General features: G+C 54.8%; 17 protein-coding genes and 1 tRNA gene. 10 read left to right on the forward strand and 8 right to left on the reverse strand.

Annotated elements, in window-relative coordinates; translation table 11 throughout:
- Window positions 1-141 precede the first annotated feature (141 nt).
- The 4 genes from nadB to OKX01_RS08225 form a co-directional block, all read right to left on the reverse strand.
- Complete coding sequence (gene nadB, locus OKX01_RS08210; RefSeq protein WP_264672767.1) at window positions 142-1,899, reverse strand: L-aspartate oxidase; 1,758 nt, start codon at window positions 1,897-1,899, stop codon at window positions 142-144.
- On the reverse strand, window positions 1,899-3,032 hold the full coding sequence (gene nadA, locus OKX01_RS08215; RefSeq protein WP_264672768.1) for a quinolinate synthase NadA: 1,134 nt from the start codon (window positions 3,030-3,032) through the stop codon (window positions 1,899-1,901). The genes nadB and nadA overlap by 1 nt, the downstream gene beginning before the upstream one ends.
- Window positions 3,033-3,241: 209 nt before the next feature.
- On the reverse strand, window positions 3,242-4,288 hold the full coding sequence (locus tag OKX01_RS08220) for an NADP(H)-dependent aldo-keto reductase (RefSeq protein ID WP_108727397.1): 1,047 nt from the start codon (window positions 4,286-4,288) through the stop codon (window positions 3,242-3,244).
- A 168-nt stretch (window positions 4,289-4,456) separates the two neighbouring features.
- Window positions 4,457-4,873, reverse strand: coding sequence for a YkgJ family cysteine cluster protein (locus OKX01_RS08225; protein ID WP_094196532.1), 417 nt, complete (start codon window positions 4,871-4,873; stop codon window positions 4,457-4,459).
- Between the two features lie 460 nt (window positions 4,874-5,333).
- Between OKX01_RS08225 and OKX01_RS08230 the strand changes: the two genes are divergently transcribed.
- Window positions 5,334-5,410 (forward strand) — tRNA-Val (locus tag OKX01_RS08230).
- Between the two features lie 201 nt (window positions 5,411-5,611).
- Here OKX01_RS08230 and trhA read toward each other — a convergent pair.
- Window positions 5,612-6,232 carry a PAQR family membrane homeostasis protein TrhA gene (gene trhA / locus OKX01_RS08235; RefSeq protein WP_094196533.1) on the reverse strand — a complete coding sequence of 207 codons (621 nt, stop codon included), beginning with the start codon at window positions 6,230-6,232 and terminating at the stop codon, window positions 5,612-5,614.
- A gap of 228 nt (window positions 6,233-6,460) precedes the next feature.
- On the opposite strand from trhA, the gene OKX01_RS08240 reads away from it, so the two are divergent.
- Window positions 6,461-6,634, forward strand: a complete 174-nt coding sequence (locus tag OKX01_RS08240) for a YegP family protein (RefSeq protein WP_003800466.1) — start codon at window positions 6,461-6,463, stop codon at window positions 6,632-6,634.
- A 163-nt stretch (window positions 6,635-6,797) separates the two neighbouring features.
- Here the strand turns inward: OKX01_RS08240 and OKX01_RS08245 are convergent, their stop codons facing one another.
- A complete protein-coding gene (locus OKX01_RS08245) occupies window positions 6,798-7,796 on the reverse strand; it encodes an Lrp/AsnC family transcriptional regulator (protein ID WP_094196534.1) in 999 nt (332 codons plus the stop codon).
- Between the two features lie 78 nt (window positions 7,797-7,874).
- Here OKX01_RS08245 and OKX01_RS08250 point away from each other — a divergent pair, with 78 nt between their 5' ends.
- Entirely contained in the window at window positions 7,875-9,179 is a 1,305-nt protein-coding gene (locus tag OKX01_RS08250) for an MFS transporter (RefSeq protein ID WP_094196535.1), read from the forward strand.
- Between the two features lie 76 nt (window positions 9,180-9,255).
- Window positions 9,256-10,683 (forward strand): amidase, encoded by a 1,428-nt coding sequence (locus OKX01_RS08255; protein WP_094196536.1) that lies wholly within the window; start codon window positions 9,256-9,258, stop codon window positions 10,681-10,683.
- 94 nt (window positions 10,684-10,777) lie between these two features.
- Here OKX01_RS08255 and OKX01_RS08260 read toward each other — a convergent pair whose 3' ends face one another.
- Both OKX01_RS08260 and OKX01_RS08265 read right to left on the reverse strand, forming a co-directional pair.
- Window positions 10,778-11,404 carry a hypothetical protein gene (locus OKX01_RS08260; protein WP_264672769.1) on the reverse strand — a complete coding sequence of 209 codons (627 nt, stop codon included), beginning with the start codon at window positions 11,402-11,404 and terminating at the stop codon, window positions 10,778-10,780.
- 261 nt (window positions 11,405-11,665) lie between these two features.
- Window positions 11,666-12,070, reverse strand: a complete 405-nt coding sequence (locus OKX01_RS08265) for a RidA family protein (protein WP_094196538.1) — start codon at window positions 12,068-12,070, stop codon at window positions 11,666-11,668.
- A gap of 198 nt (window positions 12,071-12,268) precedes the next feature.
- On the opposite strand from OKX01_RS08265, the gene OKX01_RS08270 reads away from it, so the two are divergent.
- From OKX01_RS08270 to OKX01_RS08295, 6 genes are all read left to right on the forward strand, one after another.
- Complete coding sequence (locus OKX01_RS08270; RefSeq protein WP_094196539.1) at window positions 12,269-12,688, forward strand: GFA family protein; 420 nt, start codon at window positions 12,269-12,271, stop codon at window positions 12,686-12,688.
- A gap of 114 nt (window positions 12,689-12,802) precedes the next feature.
- Entirely contained in the window at window positions 12,803-13,345 is a 543-nt protein-coding gene (locus OKX01_RS08275; RefSeq protein WP_234354411.1) for a lipocalin family protein, read from the forward strand.
- Window positions 13,346-13,515: 170 nt separating this feature from the next.
- Entirely contained in the window at window positions 13,516-14,325 is an 810-nt protein-coding gene (locus tag OKX01_RS08280) for an ABC transporter substrate-binding protein (RefSeq protein WP_094196540.1), read from the forward strand.
- A 102-nt stretch (window positions 14,326-14,427) separates the two neighbouring features.
- Window positions 14,428-15,165, forward strand: coding sequence for an amino acid ABC transporter permease (locus OKX01_RS08285; RefSeq protein ID WP_249462272.1), 738 nt, complete (start codon window positions 14,428-14,430; stop codon window positions 15,163-15,165).
- Window positions 15,162-15,860: an amino acid ABC transporter permease gene (locus tag OKX01_RS08290; protein ID WP_108727406.1), complete on the forward strand. Its 699-nt coding sequence runs from the start codon at window positions 15,162-15,164 to the stop codon at window positions 15,858-15,860. The genes OKX01_RS08285 and OKX01_RS08290 overlap by 4 nt, the downstream gene beginning before the upstream one ends.
- On the forward strand, window positions 15,857-16,591 hold the full coding sequence (locus OKX01_RS08295) for an amino acid ABC transporter ATP-binding protein (protein WP_094196543.1): 735 nt from the start codon (window positions 15,857-15,859) through the stop codon (window positions 16,589-16,591). Before OKX01_RS08290 ends, OKX01_RS08295 begins: the two co-directional genes overlap by 4 nt.
- The last annotated feature ends 188 nt before the right edge of the window (window positions 16,592-16,779 follow it).

The raw sequence follows: 16,779 nt of genomic DNA on the forward strand, positions 1-16,779 counted from the left end.
TATGGATAGATGCAATTGTTGGCTAAGCCCGGAAAATTGTTGAGACTGCCGGTCCTTGATACCGAGTTATTACTTACTTTTTCGCTTAATGTGGGCCCGACATGTCGTTGATTCCCGACCGGTGCTTGTTTCTTTATGGACTTAGTCCAGGCGGTAATGCGCACCCAGACTGCGTGGTCGATCCAGGGCGGCCCGGGTAAGCAGCCAGGCGGTGTCCAGTTGCAGGCTGAGGGTCCGTTGATCCAGGCTGGGGGGCAGAAGGCTAATTTGTCCGTGCCAATGGTCCAGGGTGTGCAAGGCCTGGATCAGTCCCTGGTGATTGCGTAGCAAGCCGACATGCTCTTGCATCAAGTTGCGCAAGGCGGGCAGAGAAGGGGGATTGTTGGTGGATGAGCTGTGGTTTTTATGGCTGCCGTTGCCGTTGCCGTTGCTATAGCTATTGTTTCCGTCATATTGGCAAGCTTTGTCGTTGTTGGCGATGATTGCGTTTTCCACTGCATCAGCTGCCGTGGCTGTCATAAGGGAAGGTCGTGGATTCGAGTGCGAACTAGAGTTCAAACTTAAACCCCAATTGGGGCCGATACTAGCCTGTGAACTGGAACTGGAACTGGAACTTGGATTTGAGTTTGTGTATGAACATGAACTTGAAATCGAACTTGTAGTTGCAGCATCTGTCTCCGGGACCAAAGCTGAACGCTGGGTCCTCTTGCTTCTAGCAATCGCCTCGGCAGCCGCCCGCCCCATGACGACGCACTCCAGCAAGGAGTTGCTGGCCAAGCGATTTGCTCCATGTAAACCTGTGCAGGCTACTTCCCCCACGGCATATAGACCAGGCACCGTCGTGCGGCCTGACATGTCTGTTTGAATTCCCCCGCAACTGTAGTGCGCGGCAGGCGCAACCGGCACCCAGTCCCGACGTAAGTCCAGGCCCCGGCATAAACCTTCTTCCAGGGCTTTGGGGAAATGCTGCTGTAAGGTATCCGCACCAAGATGGCGTACATCCAGCCAGACATGGCTACTGCCTTCTTGCCGCATATGTGCGGCAATAGCACGCGACACAATATCGCGTGGAGCCAGCTCCGCTCTGGCGTCGTAATCCGGCATAAAGCGGCGGCCTTGCTTGTCCAGTAAATGGCCACCCTCACCACGTAAGGCCTCAGTCAGCAAAAAGGTCGGACCCTCTGCATGCAGGCAGGTCGGATGAAACTGCACAAACTCCAGATCCCGTATGGCAGCACCTACGCGCCAGGCCAAGGCAACCCCTTCGCCCAAGGCGCTATCGGGATTGGTGCTGTGCGCATACAGGCTGCCCAGCCCGCCTGTTGCCAGCACGACATGGTCCGCCAAAATGGTTTCGTAGCGGTGGGTGTGTTTGTCGTAGATATCCACGCCAGCCACTGCGCCTTGTTCGTTGCGGCGCAGAGTCAATGCCAGACAGTCTGTACGCTGCTGAACATGAGGGGCTTTAGCCAATTGAGGAGCCAAAGCCTGCATGATGGCGTAGCCGCTGGCATCGGCCGCATGCACGATGCGCCGCCGACTGTGCCCACCCTCACGGGTCAGATGCAATTGGCCATCTTCGGTTCTGTCCAGAGGCACCTGCCTTTCCAGTAGCCAATGCACTGCATCTGGCGCGGCTTGCAAAATCCCGCGTACTGCCTCCTTATCCGAGTGCCGAGCGCCGGCTTCCAGTGTGTCTTCAATGTGTTGTTCCAGGCTGTCTTGGGCACTGAGCACAGCCGCCAGACCGCCCAAGGCCATCGGGCTGGCCCCGCAAGGAACGGGGGCGCTGCTGAGTAAAGTGACATGCATCGAGGAAGGCAAGGACAGGGCCAGACTGGTGCCTGCCAGCCCCGCACCGATGATCAGCACCTGCGTCTGTGTTGGGCCTGACTGCATTAAGCGGCTCCTACATGTTGGAATTGCTGGCTGTGCTCGGCCAAGTCCGCACTGACGCGTAAATTGCTTTGCTGAGCAGCCGCAAAATCCATCATGCGTTGCAAGGAGCGTCGTGCGCCCTCACGTAGATCCGGGGCCACTTGAATGCCAGGGCCTGGTTGACTGAGACGTTGACGCAAAGCCTCCAGACTGTTCAACGCCATCCAGGGGCAATAGGCACAGCTTTTGCAGGTGGCACTCTCGCCCGCAGTTGGTGCTGCCAGAAAGGTTTTGCCCGGCGCCTGCTGGCGCATGGCATGCAAGATTCCTTGATCGGTGGCGACGATAAAGGTGTCGGCAGGATGATTGATGGCAGCGCGCAGTAGCTGCGTTGTCGAGCCAACCACATCCGCCAACGCAACCACTGAAGCGGGTGATTCGGGATGAACCAGAACCTGGGCATCGGGGTGCTCACTCATCAAAGCCTTCAAACCATCGGCCTTGAATTCGTCATGCACCAGGCAGGAGCCTTGCCAGAGCAGCATATCTGCGCCGGTTTGTTTTTGGATATAGGAGCCCAAATGACGATCCGGTGCCCACAGAATCTTTTTCCCTTGAGCGTGTAAATGCCGCACGATGTCCAGGGCGATGGAGGACGTCACAACCCAATCCGCCTGTGCTTTGACGGCTGCGCTGGTATTGGCATACACCACCACTTCCCGGTCTGGATGCGCAGCACAAAACTGCTTGAAATCCTCGGGGGCGCAACCCAGATCCAGCGAGCACGTCGCCTCGTCATGTACAGCCCGCACGCGTTTTTCAGGACTCAAAATCTTGGCCGATTCGGCCATGAAGCCCACGCCGGCCACCAACACCGTGCTGGCCGTATGCTCCTGCCCAAAGCGCGCCATCTCCAGGGAGTCACCCACGCAGCCGCCAGTCTCCAAGGCTAGATCCTGAATATCGGGGTCTGTGTAGTAGTGAGCGACCAGCACGGCGTCTTGCTCCTTCAACTGCTTGGCCAAAGCTTGTTTCAACGTGGCCTTATCGCTTTGCAGGTTGAATTTGGAAGGGACTTCATGCCAGGTAATCTGACGGCTCAAAGCATCCTGAGAGTCCGGCTGACAGACATCAATGGGATAGCGCTGTATCATGTTTGTCCTTGATGCTCATTTTGAGCATAAATGGATGAAAAAATGGGAAATGGGAATTTCTGAACGGGAAGTCGTATGTCTCTCTTGTTATGCTTTTTTTGAGCATAAATAAAAAATCAGCATTGTGCAAGCGCAAGCACGGAACAGAGGAATAAAAAAGAGGGGTGCCCTGCTTTGGGTTTATGTGCCCAAAGCAGGGGGAGATCCTGTTAAGGCGCGGGATTCGGTGTGTGGTGATGAATCGCGTTGATCTTGGCGATCAGCTCATCGTTCAGTTGAACATCCGCACTGGCGATGTTCTCGCGCAGTTGTTCCAGTGTGGTCGCACCGATCAGATTGCTGCTGGTAAAGGCTTGCTGATTCACCCAGGCCAGGGCCAATTGAGTGGGCGTCAAACCGTATTCGCGAGCCAGCTCGTTGTAGGCCAGCGCGGCTTCACGGGCACGCGGTGCATCGTAGCGGGTAAAGCGGTTGTACAAGGTCAAACGTCCTTTTTCGGGGCGAGCGCCGTTGTCATATTTACCCGTCAACACTCCCATCGCCAATGGCGAATACGCCAGCAGACCTAGACCTTCATAACGGCAGAATTCGGACAGACCTTCTTCAAACACGCGGTTCAGCAAGTTGTAGGGGTTCTGGATGGTGGCAATCAAAGGCAGGGAGCGCGAGCGAGACAACTCCAGAAAGCGTGAGACACCCCAAGGCGTTTCATTGGACACACCGATGTGACGCACCTTGCCTTGACGCACAAACTCGTCCAGTACCGAGAGGGTCTCTTCGATAGGGATGGTGTCTTCTTCTTTCCACGGGTAGCTACGCTGTCCAAACGTCACCGTACTGCGATCTGGCCAGTGCAATTGATACAGGTCCAGATAGTCTGTTTGCAACCGACGCAGGCTGTCATGCAGGGCTTGTTCCAGATTCTTGCGATCCAGGCTGGTGCCGCCATTGCGGATATGACCAGGGCGCTTGGGGTCACGTTGGGGACCGGCAATTTTGCTGGCCAGAACAATGTCCTTGCGGCGGCCGGTTTTAGCCAGCCAGGTGCCGATATATTGCTCGGTCAAACCTTGCGTGGCCGCCATGGGGGGAACAGGGTACATCTCGGCGGTATCCACCAGATTCACACCCAGTTCCAGGGCAAGATCCAGTTGAGCGTGCGCATCGGCCTCGCTGTTCTGTTCCCCGTACGTCATGGTGCCCAAACCAATCAGGCTGACGTCCAGGTCTGTATTGCCCAGCTTGCGGTATTTCATTTACTTCGACTCCCGAAAGCGCAGGGCCGGGCGGCCCTACAAACCGTGCATGGTAGCGTATTTAGCCTGCTTGCCGGTGTGCTGATTGAACTGATTCTTTATAAAAAAACCATCGCAAGTTATTTACGATGGTTTTGCGTTGAGGCATTACTGTAGTACTGAGCGATTTCAGGCCGCCTCATCATGCTCCGGCAAAGCAGGTGGAGCAGGCAAAGGACGACTAGGCAGCAAAGGTAGGCCGTGCTTGCTGCGCAAACGCTGGCAATCCACATTGGGGCTGCCATCCAGCTCCCAGATTTGGTAGTCACGACAGGGGGTGGGGCGATCCGGATAAATAGCGCAATGAATCCCAGGCTGGCCCAACGTTCCGCGCAAGGCGATACAACGACCTTCACCTTGCTCGGTTCCCTTCATGCAGGCGCGTAATGGACCAACCTGGGTGGTCAACTCGACCGGCACCGTACCGCCCGTTTCACCGCTTAGTTCACCGCTGTAAAAAGAGACCCGAAAATGTGAACAGCACACGCCGCAGCTTAAACAGGGGTTTTCATCAAAAATCTCGTCATTGGGAGGCGTATAAAGCACCGTCTCCAGTGTGGTTTCCTGAACGCCAGGTAAATCCAGCAGTTGAGTCGGGGTAGGCGGGAGAGAAGAGCAAGTCATGTGCGTAGGTGTCCCGTAGCGGCCGCAGATCCGTTTCAGACGAGATCGATGATCTGCAGGCGTAAAGCAATTATTTTATTTTTGCCCGAAGAACTTGGATAGAAAAATCGTGTGGTGATGGGCTAGCTTGATGCTGGCTGGAGACAGATTGTGTGTATCCATATGTTTCATTGCTCTGCCTAGCCAGGCGGGGCGTGAGTTTCTGAAAATCTGCTTGTTTTTTTGTTTAATACTTATAAAACAAAGGATTGCACGATTTCTTTGGCCTGAGGAGCTAATTTTGCAGAGAGTCCATAAAAAAAAGATCATCTTTTTTATAGAAAAACACGAAATAGTGTTGACAGCCCCATAGGGAAGATCTATTATTTCATTTCTTCACCGCAGGCGGTTAGCTCAGTTGGTTAGAGCGCTACGTTGACATCGTAGAGGTCGCTGGTTCGAATCCAGTACTGCCTACCAGAATACATACACACAGCTCCAAGCTGTGCCAAGAAAAGCCCCAAAAATCAATGCTTTGGGGCTTTTTTGTTGCCCAGCGTTCCAAGCTGCGCCAAGGTATTTTGGGGGCATGAATCGGGGCATGGCTATTTGGGATGCTTTCTCCTGCTGTTCATCCAGATAGTCCGTCCCCCATTGTTTCAGCGATCTTTGTACTTCACCTTACGTCACGACATACTGGGAGATCGCAAAAAAATGCGCTGCGCTGCCAGCCAGCACGAATAGATGCCAGATACCGTGCCAATGACGAAAACGTTCGTCAAACACAAAGAAAACAATTCCAGCGGTATAAATTGCGCCACCTGCTGCCAACCAGGAAAAGCCTTGCGAGCCTAAATTGGAAGCCAACGGCCCTAACGCCAATAATACAATCCATCCCATAACGGCATAAATCACCAGCGACAATACGCGCGCGGGCGAACGGGGGCGGATATCTTGAACAATGCCAATGACTGCCAAGCCCCAAACCACACCAAACAGACTCCATCCCCAAGGCCCTCGCAGCGTTACTAGGCAAAAGGGCGTATAGCTGCCAGCAATCAGCAAGTAGATGGAAAAATGATCCATCTTCCGGAATACGTTCTTGGCTCGTCCCTTGAAGCAGTGGTACAGGGTGGAGATCAGGTAAAGCAGGATAAGCGTGGCGCCATAGATGGCCGTGCTGGTGATGCGCCAGGGATCACCAGTAAAACTGGCCATGACGAGCAACCAGGATACGCCGCCCACAGCCAGGACAGCACCGATCAGGTGTGTCCAGGCGTTGAATCGTTCACCGTGATACATGATTTTCTCTTCTCTCCAAATAGGTGGTAGGCAGATTGTAAGACTGTCGCCGTAAGGGGAAAGCGTAGTGGATAAATCAGGGTTTCGCATTGGTGTGTGTCAAGTCCGGGCCTAGGTACATGGCCTAGCGTACCGAGACGGTCAGGTAAACCCCAATTTCTGCTGAACCCGCCCGGCTCTAGGATGGGAGCAGCGCGACGTGCGTTCTTATTTCAGGGAGGGGGCATCATGAAATTTGTGCTTTATAAAGACAAAGGCGGTGAATGGCGGTGGCGATTCAAGGCGGCAAATGGAAATATTATTTGTGTCAGTTCGGAAGGCTATACCAGCAAGCAGAGCGCACAAAACAGCATTGAGTCTGTGAAGAAAGGGATACCCGATGCTCCAGTGGTCGAGGAGTAGGTAAAAAGCCTGTTTCCCGCCTTGGTCATCCAGGCGGGTCTGGCCGGTCTGGCACGGACAAGAGTTTATGTCTATGAAGCCAAGTGCAGATGCTCACGGCTGGGCGGCATAAGCCATGCTGCGTGGCGATGAGCAGGCCGGCCTGTCCTCCTTTTTTAACTGACTATTCCTCCTGTGCCGACTCCTGGCCGCGCACGATACCGCAGCGTTTATGAGCTTGCATGACGATTGCAACGTTGCTGTTGAGTACGCCTTCTATTTCCCCCAGCCGACGTGTCACCACATCCCAGAGCTGCAGGCTATCTCGGCACAAAATGTGCCAGAAAAGCTGTGAGGGGCCACTGGTACCGAACAGGCAACGGGTATTGGGATCTTGCGCCAAGTGCGCCGCCAAGGTATTGACGGCTTGAGGGCGTACTTGCACGGATACCACCGCTTCAACTGGGAATCCCACCAAAGCGGGTTCCACTTCAACCCTGAACGACAGCGCTTTGCGCTCCACCAAATGCTGCAACAGTCGCTGGGCAGTAGGTTCGCTCACGCCCGCCTGCTCCGCCAGTTCGGCCAGGCTGGCTCGTCCATCTCTTTTTAACCAGTTGGCGATTCGCTGTTCAGCCTCGTTGAGCGCAAGGGGTGTGTGTGCGGAGCTTGTATCGGTAATGCCGGCTGGGTCGGCCTGTATGCGCCATTGACCTGCGCGGCGAAAAGACCGTAGGACCAGGCGTGCATCGACGTGCTCAACTCCTGGCATGCAGGGCAGAATGCGGGTCACCAGTTCGGGCATGTCTGCTTCATCGGCCAGAGTCAGTTCAGCCATCAGGTCTGCTGAGCCGGCCAAGGTGACAACCAATTGGCAGTTCTCCATTTGGGCCAGTGTGTCAGCCACGTGAGGGACCTGACCGGCGTGGCAACGCATCCAGGCATGCAGTACGACCCCCTTGCCTGTTGCCAGCGGGTCGGTTTCTGCAATCACGCGTAATGCACCCGTTTCCAACAGACGTTTGATTCGCCTGCCCACGGTACGTTCGGCAATGTCTGCGGCTGCGCCCAGCTCCCGCCAGGAGGCCCGTGGATCTGCCTGCAAGGCAATCAAGCAGGCCAGATCGGTGTCATCGAGCGTGGGCAGCAAGGGTTTACCCTTGCTTGACGTGACCATATTCATCTAATTAACCTTCTTCAATTGCTAAAAAACAAAATTTTTAATCTTTTTTTGTCCAAAAATAAATAAATTGAGGAATTCATGAGCTCTCCCTCTCATCGTCCGAGCGCCCCGCCTGGCCTCGACCCTGCCCCGGTCTCGCGCGTTCGTACCATTGTGGCTGGCAGTGTAGGCAACGCAGTTGAATGGTTTGATTGGACCATTTACGCTTCCTTCGCTATCTTTTTCTCCAGCCAGTTCTTTCCCGACGGCAATGAGACCACGGCGTTGCTGGCCAGCTTCGGCATTTTTGCAGTGGGCTTTTTCATGCGTCCCATCGGTGGCTGGTTGCTTGGCATTTTCTCCGATCGCTACGGACGCAAGGCCGCTTTAGGGCTGACTATCCTGATGATGGCCGGAGGGTCGCTTATTATCGCAGTAACCCCGACCTATGCTGCAATAGGTTTGGCGGCGCCTCTTTTGTTGACGCTGGCCCGCTTGCTGCAGGGCTTGTCCCTGGGAGGGGAGTATGCCTCGGCTACCACGTTCTTGACCGAGATGGCGCCCCCTCATCGGCGCGGTTTTTATTCCAGTTTCGTGTTCTTCAGTGCGGCAGTCGGTATTTTGGCGGCCTCGGCTGTGGGCTGGGTGCTCACGACCTGGTTGAGCCGGGCGGAGATGGCCGAGTGGGGCTGGCGTATTCCGTTTCTGCTGGGAGCATTGGGCGGTGTGGCTGGCCTTTGGATTCGGCGCTCGATTCCCGAGACTGAGGCTTTTTCTGAAAGCAAAAAAGCGGGTGTAGAAAAGCAGCCTTTGCGTACCTTGTTGCGTGAGTATCCTGTAGAAGTGCTGCGCATTATCGGTTTTTCCATTCTGACAACCTTCGCGTTCTATATCTTTGTCGCTTACGTGCCGACCTACGCCATCCGCCATGTGCAGGCCGATCCCAAGGTGGCCTTTGCCGCCAATACGGTGGCGTTGATTGTGTTCATGGTGGTGCAGCCCTTGTTTGGCGCTTTGTCCGATCGTATCGGACGCAAGCCGCAGTTGATCGTGTTTGCCGCCGGGTATTTGTTCTTCTTTTATCCGCTCATGAGCACATTGGGGCCGTCTTTCGGTTCCATCCTGACGGTAGAGCTGTTTGGCTTGGTGCTGTACGCCATGTATACCTCGATTGGCCCTGCCATTATGTCTGAGCAGTTTCCAACCAGCGTACGTGCGGTTGGTATCGGGGCGCCCTATAACCTGATGGTGGCGTTGCTGGGGGGGACCACTCCTTATTTGCTGACCTGGTTGCAAAGCAATGGCTTGGAACGCTGGTTCTTTTACTATGTGCTGGCTGGTGCGGTCATTACCTTGATCACGTTCATCCGTATGCCCGAGACAGTCGGAAAAAAACTGCGCTGATCGCGCCCGTTTCGCCCGGTGTCAGGCCGGGCATGTACAGCCCGCTTGGCGGGCTGTGTGATTTTCAGGAAGCTCCATGTTGAAACAAGATGTCGCCCTTCATTTTCGAGATGCTCTTCAGATCGGTCTCGAGATTCGACAGGGCCGATTAAGTGCCCGGCAAGTTGCCACCTATTTTCTGGACCGTATCGAGCGTGCTGCCGGACTTAATGCCTTTAGTGTGATCACGGCCGAGCGGGCCTTGGCTCAAGCAGACGCGGCTGACCGTCTACTGGCTGCTGGCATCGTGCTGGGGCCTTTTCATGGCGTGCCCGTTGCGGTCAAAGACAGTGTTCAATGGGAAGGAACCGAGGCGACCCTGGGCTCTCAAAGCCGTGTCGGCAAGATCAGCACGGAGACGGCGACTGTACTGCGTTCGCTGATGGCGCAAGGCATGGTGGTGCTGGGCAAAACCAAAATGACCGAGTTCGCCTTCGGCTTGTCCGGACAAAACCTGACTCAGGGTACGGCACGCAATCCGTGGGATGCTGCGGTAGCCCGCGCTCCGGGTGGCTCGTCCAGCGGGAGTGGGGTGGCGGTAGCGGCCGGTTTGGTGCCCATCGCCCTGGGGGGGGATACCGGTGGCTCAGTGCGTGCGCCAGCCACACTGAACGGCCTTGTCGGTTATAAGCCCTCGAGCGGAATGATCAGTGGCGCAGGCAGCTTGCCCTTGTCCGAGACCCTGGATGTGCTGGGGCCGATTGCCCGCAGTGTGGCCGATGCCCGCCAACTGGCGGCGGTATTGGCGGGGCCGGACATTGCCGACCCATCGACTTTGGTTTTGCCCGCCGCTTGTGTGGCTGCCCTGCGAGCACCTGCGGCACCGATACACAGCCCCATCGCTGTGCTCGATGCCCAGGCCTGGCCCGCTACCTTGGACAGCGCGACACAATTGAATTGGCAGGGCACGCTGGATCGTCTGCAAGCGGCGGGCCTGGAAGTGCAGACGTGGACGCCACCCCCTGCTTTATCTTTTGCTCGGATGGCAGAGGATAATTCAACGGTGCTCGCGTATGAAGCCTATCGTTATTACGGCGAGCTCGCTGCTGATTCTCGGCAAGCCTTGTGGTCGGTGGTGCGGGACCGTATTTTGGCAGGTGGGATGATTGATAGCGCATCTTATGAAGCCGCTTTGCAAAGACGCAGGACTGATATGCAGGTTTTTGCACAGGCGATGCAAGGTTCGGCTGCCTTGTTGATGCCCGCCTGCGATCAGGTGGCCCAAGCGCTGGACCCCGAGGATGTACGGCATGCCGGATTGGGTAAGTTACTGCGTCCTGGCAATTTCCTGGGAGCGGCGGCCATTTCTCTGCCTACCGGGTTGGATGAGCAGGGCTTGCCCACAGGCATTCAATTAATGACCCCGCGAGGGCATGATGCAGCCTTGCTCGATTGTGCGCACCTTGTTGAACAGGCGCTTGGCCGACTTTCTCGTCATCCGGACCTGGCGCACTGGGGGCTATAAATCCTGCCTGCCGCAGTCAGGCGGCTTGACAGCGCATGAGGTGACAGCGCGAGCCCCAAAAGTAGGGGCTTGTGCTGTCATTAACCTCGAAGGTTTAGCCGCGTTTGAACAAACGCTCGTGCATCCAGCCGTCGTTCGTCAGAATCAGGGCGGCTTTGCCCGAGATTTCCTCGGCTTTTGCCCGCTCCGCAAAGTTTCTGTAATTGGCGCCGATCGCCTCGGATCGGGCCCAGTCTTCTGCATCTTCCAGTTTGAAGCGGTAATTTACCTGCGAGACTTTGACACCCATCATGTCGCTGGGCTCAGTAAAGTTGTCTACAGCCACAACGGTAAATTTGCCTGTGCAAAAGGCATCGTGCCCGCCCATTGTGTTGGCCCCGTTAGGAACCAGGAATTTTTGGCCGACTTCAGTAAGTTGATACTCGGAGCCCGGTTCCATCTTGTCACCGAACATCGCTTTGACTTCCGTATCGCGCTTGCTCAGTAAGCCGGCTTCCACCAAGGCGTCTGCCCGTTTTTTACTGCTGCCTATCGTGTCGCGATTGGATAGCGTAAATGGCGAACCCTTTGCCGGAATGGCAGCACATAGCCCTTTTTGAGTATCCAAATACGTTTGAATCGCCGTGCTGAAATTGCTTTTATTGGCATCTTTGGCACTGCCGCAGGCGGCCAGCAAAACAATAACACCGCTCATGGCGGCGATTTTAATGACGGTATGCAAAACGAACTTCCCCTGTAGGTTAAACAATCGGTCGCTTAGTATAGCTGCGCCGTTTGTGCTCTTTTGGGCAACGCTGTTTTAGCAATGTGTCTAAATGTCTCTTGTTAAGAGATTCAGTGTTTAGTGTGTAAGGGATGTGATGGATGGCATAAGGCACGCCCATGCCGCGCGACGTATGCGAATGTGGTTGGCGTTGGCTTGCTTGCCGTGGCCCGGCTCAGACCAGGCGAGCCGGGCAAGGTTGTGCAAAAAAGCCTGGGCTTAATCCAGCATGGCTTCTGCTTCAATCTCGATCAACCATTCCGACCGGGCCAGACCATGAATCAGAATCCAGGATGAAGGAGGGGGATTGACCGGGAAGCGTTTGAGCAATGCGGCTGCAATAGCATCTTGCTCTTGGGGCGAGCTGGCATCTTCCCGAATGAAAATTCGCAACATAATGACTTGGTCGATTGTGCCGCCTGCTTCGGCCAGAACCCGTTCTATATTGTCCAGTGCCGCTTCGGTTTGTTCGCGCATACCACCGCTGACGGTTTGCTCTTGGGCGTCGACACCCACTTGTCCGGACAACATGACACGGCGTTGGCCGGTAACAACCAGACCTTGGCTGAAACCGTATTGCAAAGAATTGAATACAGTGGGGGGATTAAGGGCGCTTTTAGTCATCTTCATAAACACATAAAAAGTCAGTTGAGGTGGTGTGTTCACGCACCGGGGTCGTATCTTGGGGCTTTATGTCGGAAGACAAGGGTTGAGCTGGAAATGGAGCGATTTCACTGGTTTGGACACGTCTTACATCGGCTTGCCGTAATTGGCTGATTCAGCCGCTAGAATGACGTGTCTACCTACCTAAAAGAGGCGCATATGGAAAACGACAAATCCATGATTCACGGCAAATGCCTGTGCGGTGCCGTTTCAATTCGTGTTCAGCAAGACAAGCCTTCGGTTAGTGCGTGCCATTGTGGCATCTGTCGCCATTGGTCCGGTGGTCCGTTCCTGTCGCTGGAGTCCCATGGAACCCCCGTGGTCGAAGGTGAGGAGCACGTGCGTTCCTATGCCTCCTCAGAGTGGGCGGAGCGCAGTTTTTGTGATGTGTGCGGTACCCATTTGTTTTACAAGCTCAAAGCAGGGGGCTTTCATGCCATCTCTGCTGGTCTGTTCAAGGATAGTGGGAGCTGGCCGTTTGAGCTGCAGGTCTTTATTGATGACAAACCTGGTAACTACGCATTTGCTAATAAAACGCGGGAGATGACGGGCGAAGACGTGATCAAGTTGTTTTCCTGATAATCGGGCTGGCTGGTGCAAGTCTGGTGTTTTATCTGGCCAAACCTGCATTGCCATGGCTATTAAAGAATGCTTCCAGGAACACGATCCTGGTCCACGCATAAGGAGTGCTCCATGATGAAAAGAATGCTTATTTTATCGCTGCCTGCACTATTGGTCGCTTGCGCCTCTTCTCAAGCTGATCTGGCAACTCAGGAAAATGTGGATCTGAACAAATACATGGGTACCTGGTTCGAGCAGGCGCGTTTGCCCAATAGTTTTCAGCGTGAGTGCATCGGTGATGTGCAAGCTAATTACGTGATGGCAGCCGATAAGACGATTACGGTCACCAATCGTTGTCAGGCTAAGGACGGTGAAGTGAAGGAAGCTATCGGGCAGGGGCGTTTGTCCCGTAGTGTGGAGCCGGCTGATCCGGCGATATTGGAAGTGCGCTTTGCGCCGAAATGGCTATCCTGGTTCCCCATGGTGTGGGGCGACTATTGGATCATGAAGCTGGAAGGGGACTATCAATATTCTTTAGTAGGGACACCGGACAGGAAATATCTCTGGGTGCTATCCAGGGAAAAACAGGCTGATCCACAGGTCGTGAACGAATTGCTGGATTACGCAGCCGCGCAAGGCTTCGCAGTGCAAAAGGTAGTACCGACCAACAAGTAGCGCGTATTCGGTAATGGCTCGATCAACACCTGCATAAATCAGAGCATCCCCTTAGGGTTTTTAGTAATAAGCATGGGGAAATTAGATCGTTTTGAATAGCTTGTGGCTGTGGTCGAATGGCACGACGGTATGTATCGGACGTGCCATTTTTTTATCGGAATGTGTTTATCATGAAGTCGTTTTTAAGCATTGCCGCAACCCTTACCCTGGCGTTGGTGGCTGGCGTGGCCCAGGCTGATCGTCTGGATGACATCAAGAAAACGGGTGTCTTGAAAGTAGCGTCTTTTGACAGCAACCCACCGTTTGGTTTTGTAGATCAGAAGTCCCGTCAGATCACCGGTCTGGATGTGGATTTTGCCCAGGCTCTGGCCGACAAACTGGGTGTGAAGCTGGAGGTCTTGCCGACCAACCCGGCCAATCGTGTGCCGCTGCTGACGTCCAATAAAGTGGACCTGGTTCTGGCCAACTTCACCATCACGGAAGAGCGCGCCAAGCAAGTTGATTTCAGCATTCCGTACTTTGCATCAGGCCAGCAATTCCTGGCCAAGAAAGGCGTCTTGTCCTCTCCCGAGCAGTTGAATTCGCTGCGTATTGGTGTGGATAAAGGTACGGTCAATGAGATCGTCCTGCGTGAAAAATACCCCCAGGCCAAGCTGGTTGCCTATGACGATACGCCCTTCGCCTTTACCGCTTTGCGTAATGGCAATGTGCAAGCCATTACTCAGGATGGCCCCAAGCTGATCGGTCTGCTGGCCAATGTGCCGGACAAGGAAAACTATGAAATCCCGGCCTTCAGCATTTCCGAGGACTTGATCGGCATTGGTATCCCCAAAGGCGAGACAGCACTGAAATCCTTTGTGGATGAAACTTTGCTGGAGCTGGAAACCCAGGGCAAGGCACAAGCCATTTATGACGTCTGGTTTGGCCCGCAATCCAAGACCCCGCTAGATCGCTTGTACCGCATCGGTCAGCAACAGTAAGTCATCACGTGCTTGCAGGCCAGCCTTGACTGTTCAGGCTGGCCTTTTCCTGTTTGTGTTTTTAACAGCGGGATCGCTTGATCCTGCTTTTTGGTGTTTGCTATGCCGTCTTCTGATTTCTGGCTGGCACCCCACTATGTGGGCTGGTTGCTTCAAGGGTTCTGGGTCACGATCCAGCTCTCTTTAGTTGTCTCTTTCGCTGCAACTGTTTTGGGCTTTCTGGTGTGTATTGCCAGACTGTCGCCCTTTGCCTGCTTGGCCTGGCCGGTGCGCGCTTATCTGAGTCTGTTCCGTAATACGCCCTTGTTAGTGCAATTGTTCTTCTGGTATTTCGGAGCCTCGGCCTTGATGCCGCCGGAGCTGGTGCAATGGTTGAACACTCAGCATATCTTGCAACTGGTCTTGTTCGATGTGCAGTGGCCCAGTTTCGAGATGCTGGCCGCTTTTGTGGGTTTGACGATCTACACCACGGCTTTTGTAGCTGAAGAGTTACGCTCCGGCGTGCGGGCAGTGCGCAAAGGCCAATGGGCCGCTGCCGCTTCTTTGGGTATGTCGTCCATGCAGGTCTGGCGCTATGTGGTGATGCCGCAGGCTTTGCGCAATACCTTTCCCTCGCTGATCGGGCAGTACATGAATGTCATCAAGAACACCTCGCTGACCATGGCCATTGGCTTGGCCGAGCTCTCTTATGCCTCCCGTCAGGTGGAAACGGAAACCTTCAAGACCTTCCAGTCCTTTGGGATTGCCACGCTGCTGTATGTCTTGCTGGTCATGCTGGTGGAGGTGGGAGGGCAGTGCTTGCAACGCCATCGCCTGCAAGTGCGAGGTGGGCTGTCATGAACGTCGATGTAATTCATGACAACCTGCTGTATTTCCTGGTGGGGGCGTATCCGCATGGCCCTTTAGGTGGGGCGGCGCTGACGCTCTTGTTAAGCGTGCTCTCGGCAAGTCTGTCGGCTATTTTGGGGCTGGTCTTTGGGGTGGCCCTGGTGTTGACGCGCGGTGTGGCGCATACCACCTTGCTGCTGTTTCTGGGCTTTTTCCGTGCCATCCCTGTGATCATGCTGATTTTCTGGGTGTACTTTCTGCTGCCCATTCTGTTCAAGGTGGATGTGCCGGGCTTGTTTACCGTGGTCTGCGCCTTGTCCTTGATTGGCGGCGCCTATCTGGCGCATTCGGTATCAGCGGGCATCAGCAGTTTGCCAGCAGGGCAGTGGCAAGCGGGCAGGGCGCTGGGCCTGAATACTGTTCAAATCATGACGTCCATCATTCTGCCGCAAGCCTTGCCGGTGATGCTGCCTTCTTTTATTAATCAGTGGGTTGCTTTGATCAAGGACACCTCGCTGGCTTATGTCATTGGCGTGGCGGAATTGTCTTTTGTTGCCACTCAGGTCAGCAATCGGGTCATGGTTCACCCCACTGAAATCTTCTTGTTTGTCGGGCTGATGTACTACGTGATTTGCGCAACGCTGGAGTTGCTTGCGAATCGGGTGGCCCGACGTTATGACAAACATCTGCGACTGGATGGCAAATGATCCGTATCGATAGTGTTTCCAAGTGGTATGGCACGTTTCAGGTGCTCAAGGACTGTACGGCCCAGGTGGACCGTCAGGAAGTGGTGGTGGTGTGCGGGCCTTCGGGCTCGGGCAAGTCCACCTTGTTGAAAACCGTCAATGGTCTGGAACCGTTCCAGCAAGGCACGATCCTGGTGGACGGCGTTTCTGTCGGCGATCCTGCGACGAATCTGCCGGAACTGCGCAGCCGGGTTGGGATGGTGTTTCAGAACTTCGAGCTGTTTCCGCATTTGAATGTCTTGGCCAATCTGACCTTGGCACAACGTAAAGTGCTGGGCAGGGGGCGTGATGAAGCGTCCGAACGGGCCTTGCTGTACCTGGATCGGGTGGGCCTGAAGGCGATGGCGGATCGCTATCCGGCCAGCTTGTCGGGTGGGCAGCAACAACGTGTTGCCATTGCACGGGCCTTGTGCATGGACCCGGTCTGCATGTTGTTTGACGAGCCTACCTCGGCTTTGGACCCGGAAATGGTCAATGAGGTGCTGGACGTGATGGTCAGCTTGGCGCAAGAGGGTATGACCATGATGTGCGTCACCCATGAAATGGGTTTTGCCCGCAAAGTGGCGGATCGGATGGTTTTCATGGATCAGGGCCAGATTCTGGAGGACGTACCCACGGATGTATTCTTTGGTGATCTGGAGGGCCGGCCACAGCGAGTGCAAACCTTTTTGTCCAAGGAGCTGCGTCTGTAGCTTGTGCTTTTGCAAGGCAGCTGGTTTGATGACTGCCAAGCCAAGCCAAGCCAAGCCAAGCCAAGCCAAGCCAAGCCAAGCCAAGCCAAGCCAAGCCAAGCCAAGCCAAGCGCAGCAGAGGCTGGGGCCCGTCTTCATAAAAAAAGCCCGCCTGTTGAAAATGGGCGGGCTTTTTTATGGGCGAGCAA

It is taken from the genome of Alcaligenes sp. SMD-FA, from assembly GCF_025960365.1.
In the GTDB taxonomy this organism is placed as follows: domain Bacteria; phylum Pseudomonadota; class Gammaproteobacteria; order Burkholderiales; family Burkholderiaceae_B; genus Alcaligenes; species Alcaligenes aquatilis.

Coding starts and splice junctions, on each gene's coding strand:
- OKX01_RS08245 (WP_094196534.1), bottom strand. CDS start 7,796: ATGAATATGGTCACGTCAAGCAAGGGTAAACCCTTGCTGCCCACGCTC.
- OKX01_RS08265 (WP_094196538.1), bottom strand. CDS start 12,070: ATGACTAAAAGCGCCCTTAATCCCCCCACTGTATTCAATTCTTTGCAA.
- OKX01_RS08240 (WP_003800466.1), top strand. CDS start 6,461: ATGAAATTTGTGCTTTATAAAGACAAAGGCGGTGAATGGCGGTGGCGA.
- nadB (WP_264672767.1), bottom strand. CDS start 1,899: ATGCAGTCAGGCCCAACACAGACGCAGGTGCTGATCATCGGTGCGGGG.
- OKX01_RS08220 (WP_108727397.1), bottom strand. CDS start 4,288: ATGAAATACCGCAAGCTGGGCAATACAGACCTGGACGTCAGCCTGATT.
- OKX01_RS08270 (WP_094196539.1), top strand. CDS start 12,269: ATGGAAAACGACAAATCCATGATTCACGGCAAATGCCTGTGCGGTGCC.
- OKX01_RS08275 (WP_234354411.1), top strand. CDS start 12,803: ATGATGAAAAGAATGCTTATTTTATCGCTGCCTGCACTATTGGTCGCT.
- OKX01_RS08290 (WP_108727406.1), top strand. CDS start 15,162: ATGAACGTCGATGTAATTCATGACAACCTGCTGTATTTCCTGGTGGGG.
- OKX01_RS08280 (WP_094196540.1), top strand. CDS start 13,516: ATGAAGTCGTTTTTAAGCATTGCCGCAACCCTTACCCTGGCGTTGGTG.
- OKX01_RS08295 (WP_094196543.1), top strand. CDS start 15,857: ATGATCCGTATCGATAGTGTTTCCAAGTGGTATGGCACGTTTCAGGTG.
- OKX01_RS08255 (WP_094196536.1), top strand. CDS start 9,256: ATGTTGAAACAAGATGTCGCCCTTCATTTTCGAGATGCTCTTCAGATC.
- OKX01_RS08250 (WP_094196535.1), top strand. CDS start 7,875: ATGAGCTCTCCCTCTCATCGTCCGAGCGCCCCGCCTGGCCTCGACCCT.
- trhA (WP_094196533.1), bottom strand. CDS start 6,232: ATGTATCACGGTGAACGATTCAACGCCTGGACACACCTGATCGGTGCT.
- nadA (WP_264672768.1), bottom strand. CDS start 3,032: ATGATACAGCGCTATCCCATTGATGTCTGTCAGCCGGACTCTCAGGAT.
- OKX01_RS08285 (WP_249462272.1), top strand. CDS start 14,428: ATGCCGTCTTCTGATTTCTGGCTGGCACCCCACTATGTGGGCTGGTTG.